A 14,269-nucleotide genomic window follows, 5' to 3' on the forward strand; every position below is an offset into this window, starting at 1 on the left:
CCGACCACTCCGCCGGTCCCGATGATCGGCTCCGTCCTCGTCGCGAACCGGGGCGAGATCGCCTGCCGGGTCTTCCGCACCTGCCGCGAACTGGGCATCTCCACCGTCGCCGTGTACTCCGACGCCGATGCCGACGCCCTGCACGTACGGGAGGCGGACACGGCGGTACGGCTGCCGGGGGCGACGCCCTCGGAGACGTACCTGCGCGGCGACCTCGTGGTGGAGGCGGCCCTCGCCGCGGGCGCGGACGCCGTCCACCCCGGCTACGGCTTCCTGTCCGAGAACGCCGACTTCGCCCGCCGGGTGACCGCGGCGGGCCTCGTCTGGATCGGCCCGCCGCCCGAGGCGATCGAGGCGATGGCCTCGAAGACCCGCGCCAAGGAACTCCTCGGCATCGCCCCGCTGACCGACGTCACCGAGCGCGACCTGCCCGTCCTGGTGAAGGCGGCGGCGGGCGGCGGCGGCCGCGGCATGCGGATCGTCAGGGAACTCGGCCGGCTGTCCGAGGAGATGGCGGCCGCCTCGGCCGAGGCGCTGAGCGCGTTCGGCGACGGCGAGGTGTTCGTCGAGCCCTACGTCGAGAACGGGCGGCACGTCGAGGTCCAGCTCCTCTGCGACACCCACGGCACCGCCTGGGCGCTCGGCACCCGCGACTGCTCCCTCCAGCGGCGCCACCAGAAGGTCGTCGAGGAGGCCCCGGCCCCCGGTCTGCCCGCCGCGCTCGAAGCCTCCCTCCTGGACACGGCCGTCCGGGCGGCGAAGGCCGTCGGCTACGTCGGCGCCGGCACGGTCGAGTTCCTGGTGGCCGACGTCCCCCGAGCACTCGGCTCCGCTGGAGCAGGGGGGACCCCCAAGGTCCACTTCCTGGAGATGAACACCCGCCTCCAGGTCGAACACCCCGTCACCGAGGAGGTGTTCGGCGTCGACCTCGTCGCCCTCCAGCTCGCCGTCGCCGAGGGCCGCGCCCTGCCGCCCGAGCCCCCGGCCCCGCGCGGCCACGCGATCGAGGCGCGGCTGTACGCGGAGGACCCGGCGCGCGGATGGGCCCCGCAGACGGGCGTCCTGCACCGCTTCGAACTGCCCCGTGAGGGCCGCGTCAGGCTCGACACCGGGTACGTCTCCGGCGACACCGTCGGAGTCCACTACGACGCCATGCTCGCCAAGGTCGTCGTCCACGCCCCCACCCGCGCCGAGGCGGTCCGCAAGCTGGCCCACGCCCTGGAGCGGGCCCGCATCCACGGCCCGGTCACCAACCGCGACCTGCTGGTCGCCTCCCTCCGGCACGCCGAGTTCGCCGACCCCGGGCTCCTGGACACCGGCTTCTACGACCGGAACGGCGACGCGCTGACGGAGCCCCGGGCCGGAGCGGAGTACGCGGCCGCCGCGGCCGCCCTGGCCGAGGCCGCCGGACGCGGGGGCCGGTTCGGCGGCGGGTGGCGAAACCTCCGCTCGCAGGACGAGACGCGGACCTACGGGGACCACGAGGTCCGCTACCGGCCGACGCGCGACGGCGGGTACGAGGTCACGGCCCCCGAAGGCGTCCGTGTCGCGTCGGCCGCCCCCGACCGCGTACGGCTCGAAGTCGCCGGAGTCGTACGGGACTTCGACGTCGCGGCGTACGGGGACGGCGTCGTGCACGCCGGCCCGCACCGGCTCGCCGTCCGCCCCCGCTTCACCGACCCCCGCGAGCAGACCGCCCCCGGATCGCTGCTCGCCCCCATGCCCGGCACCGTCGTCCGCGTCGCCGACGGCCTCGCCGTCGGCGACCGGGTCGCCGCCGGGCAGCCCATCCTCTGGCTGGAGGCGATGAAGATGGAGCACCGCGTCATCGCCCCCGCCTCCGGCACGCTCACCGCGCTCCACGCCGCCCCCGGCCGCCAGGTCGAGGTAGGCGCCCTGCTCGCCGTCGTCTCGGACGACGCCACGACCGAAGCAGCACAGGAGGACCAGACCGTATGAGCACCATGATCGAGAGCGACGAGCTCACCGCGCTCCGCGCCGCCGTCTCCGCGCTCGGCCACCGGCACGGCCCCGGCTTCGACCGCGCCGAACTGTGGGCGGAGGCCGGCAAGCTCGGCTATCTGGGAGTGAACCTGCCCGAGGAGTACGGCGGCGGGGGCGGCGGCATGGCCGAGCTGTCCGTGGTCCTGGAGGAGGCCGGCGCGGCCGGGGCGCCGCTGCTGATGATGGTCGTCTCGCCCGCGATCTGCGGCACGGTCATCGCCCGCTTCGGCACCGAGGAGCAGAAGCGGGCCTGGCTGCCGGGCCTGGCGGACGGCTCGCGGACGATGGCGTTCGGCATCACCGAGCCCGACGCCGGCTCGAACTCGCACCGGATCACCACGACCGCGACCCGCACGGAGGAGGGCTGGGTCCTCAACGGCCGCAAGGTGTTCGTGTCGGGCGTCGACATCGCCGACGCGACCCTGGTCGTGGGCCGCACCTCGGACGCCCGCACGGGCAGCCTCAAGCCCTGCCTCTTCATCGTCCCGCGGGACACCCCCGGCTTCCGGCGGCAGCACATCGAGATGGAACTCGACGCGCACGAGAAGCAGTTCGAGCTGACCATCGACGACGTGCACCTGCCGGCCGACGCGCTGGTCGGCGACGAGGACGCCGGACTGCTCCAGCTCTTCGCGGGCCTCAACCCGGAGCGGATCATGACGGCCGCGTTCGCGATCGGCATGGGCCGCTACGCGCTGGCGCAGGCCGTGAGGTACGCGAAGGAGCGCCAGGTCTGGAAGGCGCCGATCGGCGCGCACCAGGCGATCGCGCACCCGCTCGCCCAGGCGCACATCGAGCTGGAGCTGGCCCGGCTGATGATGGCGAAGGCGGCGCAGCTGTACGACGCGGGGGACGACATGGGGGCGGGCGAGGCCGCCAACATGGCGAAGTACGCGGCGGCGGAGGCCTGTGTGAAGGCCGTCGACCAGGCCGTCCACACCCTCGGGGGGAACGGCCTGACGAAGGAGTTCGGCCTGGCCCGGCTGGTGACGGCGGCCCGGGTGGCCCGGATCGCGCCGGTCAGCCGGGAGATGATCCTCAACTACGTGTCGCACCAGACGCTGGGGCTGCCGAAGTCGTACTGAGGGGCGGCCCGCCGGGCGGTACTGCCCCGGCGGGCCGCCGGGGCAGCGACGGGCTGACCGCGTCGGCGTCGTACCGGCCGACCCGGGCAGCCCGTCGCGGCCGGCTCAGCTGACGTGGTCGTACTTCCAGCCCGAGGCGATCTTGACGCGGGCGGTGAACGTGGACGTGCCGCGCAGGCCGGTGGCCGAGTAGCGGTACACGTCACCGCCCGGGGTCACGGCGACGAGGTCGGCGCGGCCGTCGCCGTCCATGTCGCCGGGCGAGGCCAGGTACTCGTACGCCTGCCAGCCCTGGCCGACGATGACGCGCGGCGCGAACGGGGCGGTGGTGGATCCGGTGCCCGCGTGCACGTACAGGCTGATGCCGTCCCGGGTGATCAGGTCGGGGCGGCCGTCGCCCGTGACGTCCCCGGGGCCGATCAGGATGTCCGTCGGCCAGCCGGTGCCGATCCGCACGGCCGGGCCGAGGTACGCCGGGCTGTGGCTCTTCAGGCCGCGGTGGAGGAAGAGTTCGCCCCGGCCGTTCAGTCCGACGAAGTCGGCCTCGCTGTCGCCGTCGACGTCGCCCGGCGAGGCCTTGTACAGGTAGTTCTGGTAGGCGGTTCCGCTGCCGACCTGGTTGCCGAGCGGGCTGCCGCCCTCCTCGCGCCACATCATGAGGCCGCGGTTGTCGGCGGTCAGCAGGTTGGCTCGGTCGACCCCGTCCAGGGCGTACCCGTTGACGGTGGGCCAGTGGTAGGCGAAGTCCCCGGCGCCGGCGTACTGCCGGGGCGCGGTGAGCTTCCCGTCCGCCAGGGTGCCGTGGGTGTGGGCGGTGCCCGCCGCGTTCACGGTGAACAGGTTGTGCTTCCCGTACGCGGGGACGCCGCCCTGGCCGAGGTAGTACGAGAGGCCCTGGCCGCCGCCTCCGTAGTACGTCCGTGCCCCGAACCGGCCGCCGCCGAGCGAGAGGTACCGGTAGAAGGAGCCGCTGTAGGTGCGGGCCAGCAGGTCGCCCCGGCCGTCGCCGTCGAGGTCGTCGGTGCCGATGACCTGGTTGTACGTGTTCCAGCCGCCGCCGACCCTGACGCGGGCCCCGAAGGGGGCGGTGGCCGAGCCGGTGCCCCGGTAGAAGTAGAGGTCGCCGCCCGGCGTCCGGGCGACGAGGTCGGCGATCGCGTCGCCGTCGAGGTCGTTGGTGCCGACGAGCTGGTCGTACGCCTGCCAGCCGCCACCGACCTTGGCGCGGGTCTTGAACGGGCCGCCGTTGTCGATCGTGCCCTTCCCCGCGTACAGGTAGAGCGTGCCGTCCGGGGTGCGGGCCAGCAGGTCCTGGTGCCCGTCCCGGGTCAGGTCGCCGGGGGCGAGGACCTTGTTGTAGATCTGCCAGCCGTATCCCCACCAGTCCGGCGTGCCGACGGAGGTGGGGCCGACGCCGCGGTGCAGCACGAGGCTTCCGTCGCCCTGGAGGGTGAGCAGTTCGGGGGCCGCGGTTCCGGTGAGGTCGTCGGCCGGCAGGATCTCCATGCCGGGCCTGCTGAGTGCGAAGGGCGCGCTGGTGCCGGTCTTCGAGAGGGATATCCGCAGCTCGCCGGTGGCGGCGGACCGGTAGACCCGGTCGCTGCGGCCGTCGCCGTCGCGGTCGAAGCGGGGCTTCGCGGGGGTCGCGGCGGGGGCCGCGTCGGCGGTCGTCGACGTGGGGCCGACGGACAGCAGGCCGACGCCGAGCAGGAGGGCCGCGCAGGCCGCGAGTCGAAGGGTGCGACGGGGGTGGTGCGTGTGGAGCAAGGTCCCTCCCGGGACGGGTGGTGAACAGGAGGACGGAGGGCCTCCGGATCGTAGAGTCCACGGAAAACGAAAAGGAAGATCCCTCGCGTACAACCTTTTGCGGGCGCGCGGGCGCGCGGGCGCGGGGGCGCGGGGGTGCGGGCCGGCGGCGGTGCGGGGCGGGGGCGTGCGGGCCGGGCGTGGGGGGACGCGGGGTGCCCGTCCGCCCGGCGCCCCGTTCGGGTTCCGATTCCGTACGAACGGCTACCGGTTGTGAATGATCTGTGTACGCTCTTCGCCATTCGCACACGCTCACAGCTCTCGGGAGTCGCTCGTGTACCCGCCGCCACCTCCTTTCCAGCCCCCTCCCGCTCCGCTGCCCGTGCGCCGCTGGTGGCAGCACCCGGCCCTGATCGTCTGCCTGTTGGTCTTCCTGCCGCCGGTGGGCATAGCCCTGACCTGGACGGGCCGCTGGAGCCGGAACAAGAAGGTCGTCGCGACCGTCCTCGGCTCCCTCTGGTTCCTGCTGGTCCTCGTCAGCGACCCGCCGGAGGACACGGAGAACGACGCGAAGGGCGCGGCGAAGCCGACGGCCAGTGCGTCGACCACGCCCGCGTCGCCGTCGCCGTCGCCGTCGACGACGCAGGCGGCTCCGGTGATGCCCTCGCTCGTCGGACGGACCTACACGGACGCCGAGCCCCTCCTCACGAAGAACCTGGGCCGGGCCTACGCCGCCTACAAGGACGTCGAGTTGCCCGCGGACTACACGTCCTGGACCGTGTGCTTCCAGCGACCGGACGCCGGTGCGCCGGTCGGGTCGGCGGTCCCGGTGGTCTACGTGACCGCGCCGGACGTCCCGTGCCCGGCGTCGCCGAACACGGTGCTCCACAAGCCCACCCCGAAGCCGACGCCCACCACTCCGAAGCCTTCCCGCACCCAGGCGCCGGTGCCGACGCAGGAGCCGACGCCGGCGGTCACCGAGGACGACGAGCCCTCCGGCGGCAGCAGCGTCTACTACCGCAACTGCACAGCCGTTCGTGCGGCCGGCGCCGCCCCCATCCACGCGGGCGAGCCGGGCTACGGCAGCCACCTCGACCGCGACGGCGACGGGGTGGCCTGCGAGCGCTGACGCCTCCGTCCGGACACCTCTGTCCGACCGCACCCGCGTGCGACGGCCCCGCCCCCTGACCAGGGAACCGGGGCCGTTCGTCGTGTGCGCGGGCGCCGTCGCACTCATGCTCCGCGCCGGAACGTCCGTTCATAACATGCAGGCATGCTTGATTGTTTTACGGGTGGCTGACAAGGTCTCCCCAAGTCGTGCCCCTCCGCGCGATCCTGGCGACCGTCTTCCACCACTCCCACCTCTTCCCAGGGGGCTTGCATGGTGTTCCACAGCGAGTACGAAGCCGTCCCGACCGTCTCCCTGCCGATCCACGACGCGGTGCTCGGGCGCGCCGCCGAGCGGGGGGACGCGCCCGCTCTGATCGACGGGACGGGGGAGTTCACCCTCACGTACGGGCAGGTCGACGCCTTCCACCGGCGGGTGGCCGCCGGGCTCGCGGAGGCCGGGGTGCGCAAGGGCGACGTGCTCGCCCTGCACAGCCCCAACACCGTGCTCTTCCCCGTCGCCTTCTACGCCGCCACCCGCGCCGGCGCCGCCGTCACCACCGTGCACCCGCTGGCCACCCCCGAGGAGTTCGCCAGGCAGCTCCGCGACTCCTCCGCACGCTGGATCGTCACCGTCTCGCCGCTCCTGCCGGCGGCCCGCGCCGCCGCCGAACTCGCGGGCGGCGTCACGGAGATCTTCGTCTGCGACACGGCGCCCGAGGGCGAGGGCGTCCGGTCGCTCCAGGCCTTCCTCGGCTCCACCGGGCCCGTGCCCGAGCCCGCCGTCGACCCCGACGAGGACATCGCGGCCCTCCCGTACTCCTCCGGCACCACCGGCGTCCCCAAGGGCGTGATGCTCACGCACACGTCGATCGCCACGAACCTCGCCCAGCTCGACCCGATCATCCCGATGGGGCCCGGCGACCGCATCCTCGCCGTCCTGCCCTTCTTCCACATCTACGGGCTCACCGCCCTCATGAACGCGCCGCTCCGGCAGGGCGCCACCGTCGTCGTGCTGCCCCGCTTCGAACTCGACACCTTCCTCGGCGCCATCCAGAGGCACCGGATCAACGGCCTCTACGTCGCCCCGCCGATCGTGCTCGCCCTCGCCAAGCACCCGGCCGTCGCCGACTACGACCTGTCCTCCCTGGAGTACGTCGTCAGCGCCGCCGCCCCGCTCGACGCCTCCCTCGCCGCGGCCTGCTCCGCGCGGCTCGGACTGCCGCCGGTCCTCCAGGCGTACGGCATGACGGAGCTCTCGCCCGGCACCCACGTCGTCCCCCTCACCGCCCAGGACCCCCCGCCCGGCACCGTGGGGAAGCTGCTGCCCTCCACCGAGATGCGCATCCTGTCCCTCGACGACCCCTCCGAGGACGCGGCGCCCGGCGAGGACGGCGAGGTCGCCATCCGGGGCCCGCAGGTCATGAAGGGGTACCTCGGACGCCCCGACGCCACCGCCGCCATGATCGACGACGAGGGCTGGGTGCACACCGGCGACATCGGCCGGGTCGACGACGACGGCTGGCTGTACGTCGTCGACCGCGTCAAGGAACTCATCAAGTACAAGGGCTTCCAGGTCGCCCCCGCCGAGCTGGAGGCGCTCCTCCTCACCCACGAGGGCGTCGCCGACGCCGCCGTCATCGGCGTCACCGACGCCGACGGCACCGAGATCCCCAAGGCCTACGTCGTGCGCCAGGCCGCCGCCCCCGGTCTGACCGCCGAGGACGTCATGGCCCACGTCGCCGCCCGGGTCTCCCCGTACAAGAAGGTCCGCGACGTCGAGTTCATCGAGGCCGTGCCCCGGGCAGCGTCGGGGAAGATCCTCCGCCGAGAACTCCGAGACCGAGAGCTGAGGGACCGCACATGACCCTGGTCGCCGTCACCGAGGAACGGGGCGTCACCACCCTCGCCCTCGACTCCCCGGCCACCCGCAACGCACTCTCCGCCGCGCTCGTCACCGAGCTCGCGGACGCGCTCACCGCGTGCGGCAAGGACCCCGCCGTCCGCGCGGTGGTCCTCACCCACACCGGTGGCACGTTCAGCGCGGGCGCCGACCTGAAGGCCCCGCCGAGCCCGTACGCCTTCGTGGACCTCCTCCGGCAGGTCGTGGAACTCCCGAAGCCGGTCGTCGCCCACGTCACCGGGCACGTACGGGCCGGCGGACTCGGGCTGCTCGGCGCCTGCGACATCGTCGTCGCGGCGGACGCCGCGGACTTCGCGCTCACCGAGGTGCGGATCGGGGTCGCCCCCGCCGTCGTGTCCCTCACCCTCCTCCCGAAGCTGGAGCCCCGGGCGGCGGCCCGCCACTACCTGACCGGCGAGCGGTTCGGGGTGCCGGAGGCGATCGCCATGGGGCTCGTGACCGACCGGGACGACGCCCTGCCCGGCATCCTCGACGCCCTCCGCGCCGCCTCCCCGCAGGGCCTGCGCGAGGCGAAGCGGCTGGTCACCGCTAGAGTCCTGGAGACCTTCGAACGTGACGCGGAGGACCTGGTGCAGAGGTCGGCCACGCTCTTCGCCTCCCCCGAGGCGCGCGAGGGGATGACGGCCTTCCTCGAACGACGGGACCCCGCATGGCGGCTGTGACCGCACCCAAGCAGGACAGGAGCCGCGCCACCCGGCAGCGGCTCCTGGAGGCGGCCGTGTCCTGCCTGGCCGAACACGGCTGGGCGGGCTCCACGGTCGCCGTCGTCGCGGAACGGGCCGGCGTCTCCCGGGGCGCCGCCCAGCACCACTTCCCGACCCGCGAGGACCTCTTCACCGCCGCCGTCGAGTACGTCGCCGAGGAACGCTCGCACGCGCTGCGCGGCCTGCCCTCCCGCGACCGGCACGAGGCCGTCGCCGCGCTCGTCGACCTCTTCACCGGGCCCCTCTTCCGGGCCGCCCTCCACCTGTGGGTCGCCGCCTCCGGCGAGGACCAGCTCCGCGCGCGCGTGACGGAACTGGAGGCCCGCGTCGGCCGCGAGTCCCACCGCATCGCCGTCGAGGTGCTGGGCGCCGACGAGTCCCGGCCGGGCGTCCGCGAGACCGTCCAGGGCCTCCTCGACATGGCCCGCGGTCTCGGCCTCGCCACCCTCCTGACGGACGACCGCGCCCGCCGCGACCGCGTGGTCGCCCAGTGGGCCGTGCTGCTCGACGAGGCGCTGGGCTAGGGCCGGGCCGGGGCGGGCCTGTCAGCCCGTACGCCGGAGAAGCCTGCGGCCGCAGAATCCTTCCGGCCGGGGACACCCGTGGCCGCAGAAACCTCCCGGCCGGAACCACCCGCGGCCAGAGGGACCCCCGGCCGGACACCCGCGGCCAGAGGACCTCCCGGCCGGAGACACCCGCTGCCGGAGGAACCGACCCCGTACCGCGCCCCCGCCCGGGGATCCTCCTCCCCGGAGCCGTCGCGGCCGTAAGTCCTCCCGCGAGACGTGACCGGCGCCACAGTCCATCCACCCCCTCGGCAGTACTCTGGTCGCATGCCTACGCTCGTACGCCGTCGCCACGTGGACTTCCTCCGCGTCACGACCATGAGCTGTCGCCGCTCCGCCTGACCCTCCCGGGGCGCCCTCAGCCGCCCCACCGGGTCCCTCGTTCCGAGCCCAAGCCGACCGGCACCCGTGGCCCCCGCCCCACCCCTGGCGGCCGCCCCGGGCACCCGTAGACCCCGCGGACGCACCCATGACTCGCAGCTCGTACTCCTCGCAGCTCCCCATCGTCGACCTCTCCGCCGCAGACCGCGACCCCCAGGCCCGGCGGCTGCTCCACGCACAGCTCCACTCGGCCGCCCACGACGTGGGGTTCTTCCAGCTCATCGGACACGGGGTGACCGAGGCCGAGACGCGGGCCCTGACCTCCGCGATGCGCGCCTTCTTCGCGCTGCCCGAGGCCGACCGCATCGCCCTCGACAACATCAACTCGCCGCACTTCCGCGGCTACACGCGCATCGGGGACGAGCGCACCGCCGGCGCACGCGACTGGCGCGACCAGCTCGACATAGGCGCCGAGCGCCCCGCCCGCCTCCCCGGGCCCTGGGAAGCGCCGTACTGGTGGCTCGAAGGCCCCAACCAGTGGCCCGAGGCCCTCCCCGAGCTGCGCACCGCCGCCCTGCACTGGATCGAGCGGCTCAGCGGGGTCGCCGAGCGGCTCCTGCACGAACTGCTCGTCTCGATCGGCGCGCCCCGGGACTTCTACGACGACATCTTCGGCCCCCGCGCCCACCCCCACCTCAAGCTGGTGCGCTACCCCGGCAGCAGCGGCGAGGGTGACGACCAGGGCGTCGGCGCGCACAAGGACTACGGCTTCCTCACCCTGCTGCTCCAGGACCAGGTGGGCGGGCTCCAGGTGCAGCGCGAGGACGGGGACTTCCACGACGTGCCGCCGCTGCCCGGCGCGTTCGTCGTGAACCTCGGCGAACTGCTCGAAGTGGCGACGAACGGCTACCTGCTCGCGACCAACCACCGGGTCGTCTCGCCGCCCGGGGCCACCGAGCGCTACTCGGTGCCGTTCTTCTACAACCCGCGGCTCGACGCCCGGATCGCCCCGCTGGCCTTCCCGTACGCGGAGACCGCGCCGGGCGTCACGGCCGACCCGGCCAACCCGCTGTTCGCCGAATACGGGCGCAACGAGCTCAAGGGCAAGCTGCGGGCGCACCCGCTGACGACGGCCCGTCACCACGCGGACCTGCTGCTGCACCCGGAGTCCCAGCCGGCGCTGTCGGTGTAGCACCGGCCCGTCACGACGCCGCGGCGACCGTCCCGACTGTGCGGGTCGGACCGTCGCCGCGGCGTCGCGGTGCCGCGCGGGATCAGCCCGCGATGTCGGCGTAGCCCTCGATCTCGCGCGGGTCGCGCTGGCCCGGCCCGGTGTAGCGGGCGGACGGGCGGACCAGGCGGCCGGTGCGCTTCTGCTCCAGGATGTGCGCCGACCAGCCGGCCGTACGCGCGCACGTGAACATCGACGTGAACATGTGCGCCGGGACCTCGGCGAAGTCCAGGACGATGGCCGCCCAGAACTCGACGTTCGTCGCCAGGACGCGGTCGGGACGCCGGTTGTGCAGCTCCTCCAGGGCGGCCTTCTCCAGCGCGGCGGCCACCTCGTAGCGCGGGGCGTCCAGCTCCTTGGCCGTCCGGCGCAGCACGCGCGCGCGGGGGTCCTCGGCGCGGTAGACGCGGTGGCCGAAGCCCATGAGGCGCTCGCCCTTGTCGAGGGCCTGCTTCACGTACGCGGTGGCGTCGCCGGTCCGCTCGATCTCCTCGATCATGCCGAGCACGCGGGACGGCGCGCCGCCGTGCAGCGGGCCGGACATGGCGCCGACGGCTCCGGAGAGCGAGGCGGCCACGTCGGCGCCGGTGGAGGCGATGACGCGGGCGGTGAACGTGGAGGCGTTCATGCCGTGCTCGGCGGCCGAGGTCCAGTAGGCGTCGACGGCCTTGACGTGCTTCGGGTCCGGCTCGCCGCGCCAGCGGATCATGAAGCGCTCGACGACGGACTCGGCCTTGTCGATCTCGCTCTGCGGGACCATCGGGAGGCCCTGGCCGCGGGCGGACTGGGCGACGTACGAGAGCGCCATGACGGCGGCGCGGGCGAGGTCGTCGCGGGCCTGCTCGGCGGAGATGTCGAGGAGCGGTTTGAGGCCCCACACGGGCGCGAGCATCGCGAGGGCGGACTGCACGTCGACGCGGATGTCGCCGGAGTGCACGGGGATGGGGAACGGCTCGGCGGCGGGCAGGCCGGGGTTGAAGGCGCCGTCGACGAGCAGGCCCCAGACGTTGCCGAACGAGACGTGGCCGACCAGGTCCTCGATGTCGACGCCGCGGTAGCGGAGGGCGCCGCCCTCCTTGTCGGGTTCGGCGATCTCCGTCTCGAACGCGACGACTCCCTCGAGCCCGGGTACGAAGTCGGACATCAGGCGGCTCCTCTATCGATGATCGATCAATCGAGTGGTGGGCGATCGTGGGGATTCAACAGTCGTCCAGCCCAAGAGTCTGTACGGTTCCGATGATGCGGGGAAGCGTGACATCCGGCACACTCCGCCGATCCGGCGAGGAAGGATTGGCGTCACGCCGTGCCGGGCAGACTGGGCCGCTGCGGCAGGATGACCCTGTGACCGATCCCGTGAACGACGCCCCGGATCCCGCGGACATGCGCGAGCAGTACCGCACCGACGAGCTGTCCACCGCCGACCTCGCGCCCGAACCGATCGCGCAGTTCACCCGCTGGTTCAAGGAGACCGCCGCGAACCCGGCGATCCACGAGCCGAACGCGATGGTCGTCTCCACGGCCGCCGCCGACGGCCGCCCGTCCTCGCGCACGGTGCTCCTCAAGCACTACGACCGGGCCGGCTTCGTCTTCTTCACCAACTACGAGTCCCGCAAGGGCCGCGAGCTCGCGGCCAATCCGTACGCCGCACTGCTCTTCCCCTGGCACCCGCTGGCCCGCCAGGTCGTCGTCACGGGCCGGGCGGAGCGCATCGGCCGCGACGAGACCGTCGCCTACTTCCGGACCCGCCCGCACGGCTCCCAGCTCGGCGCCTGGGCGAGCCCCCAGTCCTCGGTGATCGCGTCCCGCGAGGAACTCCTCGCCCGCTACGGGGAGCTGGCCGCCCGCTACCCCGGCGACACGCAGGTGCCGGTCCCCCCGGAGTGGGGCGGCATCCGGGTCGTCCCGGACGCGGTCGAGTTCTGGCAGGGGCACGAGAACCGGCTCCACGACCGGCTGCGGTACGTCCGCGAGGGAGATAACGGCGGCGGCCCGGGCGCCGAGGGGGCCCCGGACGGCGGTACGTGGCGGGTGGAGCGGCTCGCGCCCTGAGCGGTGCGCCGGCGCCCTGACCGGCGCACATGCCTCTGGCGTACCCCGCCTCGGTCTCCGTGTGCGCCCGCGTTTCCGCGGTGCAACGATTTCCGTGAAGGTGCTGTGCTCTGCGTCACGTTCCAGTTGAATGGCGGAAGTATGGGGGGTGCCGGGATGAGTGCTTTCACGGGGTCCGCGAGCGCGACCGCCTCCGTTCCCGGAGCGGGGGCCGATCTGCTGGCCGCCCTGCTCGACGGGATGGACGCGGCGCTCTGCGCGTTCGACGCCGACGGGACGGTCACGCACTGGAACCGCGAGGCCGAGCGGATACTCGGCTGGTCCGCCGCGGAGGCGGTCGGGCGGCGCGGGTTCGAGGGCTGGGCGGCGCGCAGCGCCGACGCCGAGGACATCCTGCGGCGGCTGATGGGGGTCATGAAGGGCCCCGGCCGGCAGGTCCACGAGCTGGCGCTGCTCCGCAAGGACGGCGGCCGGGTGCTCGTGCGCAGCCAGGCCGCCGGGGTCCGCGGCGCGGACGGCGGTCCCGCCGGGGTGTACTGCGCGTTCAGCGAGGTCCACGTCCAGCTCGACCTGGAGCGGTCGGTCGCCCTCAGCGAGGCGCTGTTCGAGGACGCGTCCTGGGGGGTCGTCCTGGTCGACGCCGACCTGCGCCCCGCCATGGTCAACGGCCACGCGGCCCGCGCCTTCGGCACCGGGCGCACGGCCCTGCTCGGACGGCCGCTGGGCGATGTCGTCGTGCACGGCGCGGAGGAGCTGGAGGCGGCGATCCAGCACGTCCTCGCGGAGGGCACGCCGCCCGCGCCGGCCGAGGTGTGGGTGACGCTGCGGACCTCCGGGGAGGAGCGGCGGCGGTGCTGGCGCAGCGGCTTCCTGCTGCTGTCCTCGCCGATGGCGGAGGAGCCGGTGCCGCTGGGGGTGGCCTGGCTGTTCCAGGACGTGACGGAGGAGCGGCTCGCGGCGCGGGAGGCGGACCGGCTGCGGTTCCGGTGGAGCCAGCTGCACCGGGCGGGGGCCGCGGCCGCGGAGTGCGAGGACCCGGAGGAGGCGGTCGCGGTGCTGCTCGACTTCGCGCTCGCCGGGTTCGCGGACCACGCGCTGGTCGACCGGGTCGCGGGCGAGCGGCGGCTGACCCGGGCGCTGGCGACCCCCGCGGCCGCGGCCGGTCCGTCCTCGCCGGTGGTGGGCGGCGGCATACCCCTGCGGTACGGGCCGAGGCATCCGGCGCTCCAGGCGTGGGACCGGGTGGGCACGGTCCGCGCGAGCGCCGGGCGCACGGCGGAGGTGTGGGCGGAGGCCCACCAGTGGCCGTCGGACGCGGCGCACGCGGTCTGCGTGACCCTGCGCTCCCGGGGCCGCACGCTCGGCGTGGTCACCTTCCTGCGCGCCGCGTGCCGCCGGCCGTTCGAGCGCGAGGACGCGGTCTTCGCGGAGGCGGTGGCCACGCGGGTCGCGGCCTCGCTCGACCTGGGGGAACGGGCTTAGGCCGGCGCAGGGCCCGGGGGGGCTTGTATACGACCCGGGCCCCGCGCTCC

At 74.1% G+C, this 14,269-nt stretch carries 11 protein-coding genes; 9 read left to right on the top strand and 2 right to left on the bottom strand.

Features of this window, described 5'->3' with window-relative positions:
• Positions 1–21 precede the first annotated feature (21 nt).
• Together ACF09E_RS21930 and ACF09E_RS21935 are read left to right on the top strand one after the other, a co-directional pair.
• The gene (locus ACF09E_RS21930) at positions 22–1,959 is read left to right on the top strand and encodes an acetyl/propionyl/methylcrotonyl-CoA carboxylase subunit alpha (protein WP_392206733.1); all 1,938 of its coding nucleotides are present in this window, start codon (positions 22–24) and stop codon (positions 1,957–1,959) included.
• Entirely contained in the window at positions 1,956–3,089 is a 1,134-nt protein-coding gene (locus tag ACF09E_RS21935) for an acyl-CoA dehydrogenase family protein (RefSeq protein ID WP_392206625.1), read from the top strand. Before ACF09E_RS21930 ends, ACF09E_RS21935 begins: the two co-directional genes overlap by 4 nt.
• 105 nt (positions 3,090–3,194) lie before the next feature.
• On the opposite strand, the gene ACF09E_RS21940 is transcribed toward ACF09E_RS21935, so the two are convergent.
• Positions 3,195–4,856: an FG-GAP repeat domain-containing protein gene (locus ACF09E_RS21940; protein WP_392206626.1), complete on the bottom strand. Its 1,662-nt coding sequence runs from the start codon at positions 4,854–4,856 to the stop codon at positions 3,195–3,197.
• 313 nt (positions 4,857–5,169) lie between these two features.
• Between ACF09E_RS21940 and ACF09E_RS21945 the strand changes: the two genes are divergently transcribed.
• The 5 genes from ACF09E_RS21945 to ACF09E_RS21965 all read left to right on the top strand — a co-directional run bounded on the left by ACF09E_RS21945 (position 5,170) and on the right by ACF09E_RS21965 (position 10,649).
• Positions 5,170–5,964 carry an excalibur calcium-binding domain-containing protein gene (locus ACF09E_RS21945; RefSeq protein ID WP_392206627.1) on the top strand — a complete coding sequence of 265 codons (795 nt, stop codon included), beginning with the start codon at positions 5,170–5,172 and terminating at the stop codon, positions 5,962–5,964.
• 252 nt (positions 5,965–6,216) lie between these two features.
• Positions 6,217–7,809, top strand: a complete 1,593-nt coding sequence (locus tag ACF09E_RS21950) for a 4-coumarate--CoA ligase family protein (RefSeq protein ID WP_392206628.1) — start codon at positions 6,217–6,219, stop codon at positions 7,807–7,809.
• Positions 7,806–8,528 carry an enoyl-CoA hydratase family protein gene (locus ACF09E_RS21955; protein WP_392206629.1) on the top strand — a complete coding sequence of 241 codons (723 nt, stop codon included), beginning with the start codon at positions 7,806–7,808 and terminating at the stop codon, positions 8,526–8,528. The genes ACF09E_RS21950 and ACF09E_RS21955 overlap by 4 nt, the downstream gene beginning before the upstream one ends.
• Entirely contained in the window at positions 8,516–9,094 is a 579-nt protein-coding gene (locus tag ACF09E_RS21960) for a TetR/AcrR family transcriptional regulator (RefSeq protein ID WP_361851230.1), read from the top strand. The genes ACF09E_RS21955 and ACF09E_RS21960 overlap by 13 nt, the downstream gene beginning before the upstream one ends.
• Before the next feature lie 511 nt (positions 9,095–9,605).
• Positions 9,606–10,649: an isopenicillin N synthase family dioxygenase gene (locus ACF09E_RS21965; protein ID WP_392206630.1), complete on the top strand. Its 1,044-nt coding sequence runs from the start codon at positions 9,606–9,608 to the stop codon at positions 10,647–10,649.
• 82 nt (positions 10,650–10,731) lie between these two features.
• Here ACF09E_RS21965 and ACF09E_RS21970 read toward each other — a convergent pair whose 3' ends face one another.
• Positions 10,732–11,832 carry a citrate synthase 2 gene (locus ACF09E_RS21970; protein ID WP_388792522.1) on the bottom strand — a complete coding sequence of 367 codons (1,101 nt, stop codon included), beginning with the start codon at positions 11,830–11,832 and terminating at the stop codon, positions 10,732–10,734.
• A 236-nt stretch (positions 11,833–12,068) separates the two neighbouring features.
• Between ACF09E_RS21970 and pdxH the strand changes: the two genes are divergently transcribed.
• Both pdxH and ACF09E_RS21980 read left to right on the top strand, forming a co-directional pair.
• Positions 12,069–12,737, top strand: a complete 669-nt coding sequence (pdxH, locus tag ACF09E_RS21975; protein WP_392206734.1) for a pyridoxamine 5'-phosphate oxidase — start codon at positions 12,069–12,071, stop codon at positions 12,735–12,737.
• A gap of 156 nt (positions 12,738–12,893) precedes the next feature.
• Complete coding sequence (locus ACF09E_RS21980) at positions 12,894–14,219, top strand: PAS domain-containing protein (RefSeq protein ID WP_392206631.1); 1,326 nt, start codon at positions 12,894–12,896, stop codon at positions 14,217–14,219.
• Positions 14,220–14,269: the final 50 nt, after the last annotated feature.

The sequence above is a fragment of the Streptomyces sp. NPDC014891 genome (assembly GCF_043081085.1).
Classification (GTDB): Bacteria; Actinomycetota; Actinomycetes; order Streptomycetales; family Streptomycetaceae; genus Streptomyces.

Excerpts from the sequence above, each read along its gene's own strand:
- ACF09E_RS21930 (WP_392206733.1), top strand. The coding sequence starts at position 22 with ATGATCGGCTCCGTCCTCGTCGCGAACCGGGGCGAGATCGCCTGCCGG.
- ACF09E_RS21935 (WP_392206625.1), top strand. The coding sequence starts at position 1,956 with ATGAGCACCATGATCGAGAGCGACGAGCTCACCGCGCTCCGCGCCGCC.
- ACF09E_RS21950 (WP_392206628.1), top strand. The coding sequence starts at position 6,217 with ATGGTGTTCCACAGCGAGTACGAAGCCGTCCCGACCGTCTCCCTGCCG.
- ACF09E_RS21955 (WP_392206629.1), top strand. The coding sequence starts at position 7,806 with ATGACCCTGGTCGCCGTCACCGAGGAACGGGGCGTCACCACCCTCGCC.
- ACF09E_RS21960 (WP_361851230.1), top strand. The coding sequence starts at position 8,516 with ATGGCGGCTGTGACCGCACCCAAGCAGGACAGGAGCCGCGCCACCCGG.
- ACF09E_RS21965 (WP_392206630.1), top strand. The coding sequence starts at position 9,606 with ATGACTCGCAGCTCGTACTCCTCGCAGCTCCCCATCGTCGACCTCTCC.
- ACF09E_RS21970 (WP_388792522.1), bottom strand. The coding sequence starts at position 11,832 with ATGTCCGACTTCGTACCCGGGCTCGAGGGAGTCGTCGCGTTCGAGACG.
- pdxH (WP_392206734.1), top strand. The coding sequence starts at position 12,069 with ATGCGCGAGCAGTACCGCACCGACGAGCTGTCCACCGCCGACCTCGCG.
- ACF09E_RS21980 (WP_392206631.1), top strand. The coding sequence starts at position 12,894 with ATGAGTGCTTTCACGGGGTCCGCGAGCGCGACCGCCTCCGTTCCCGGA.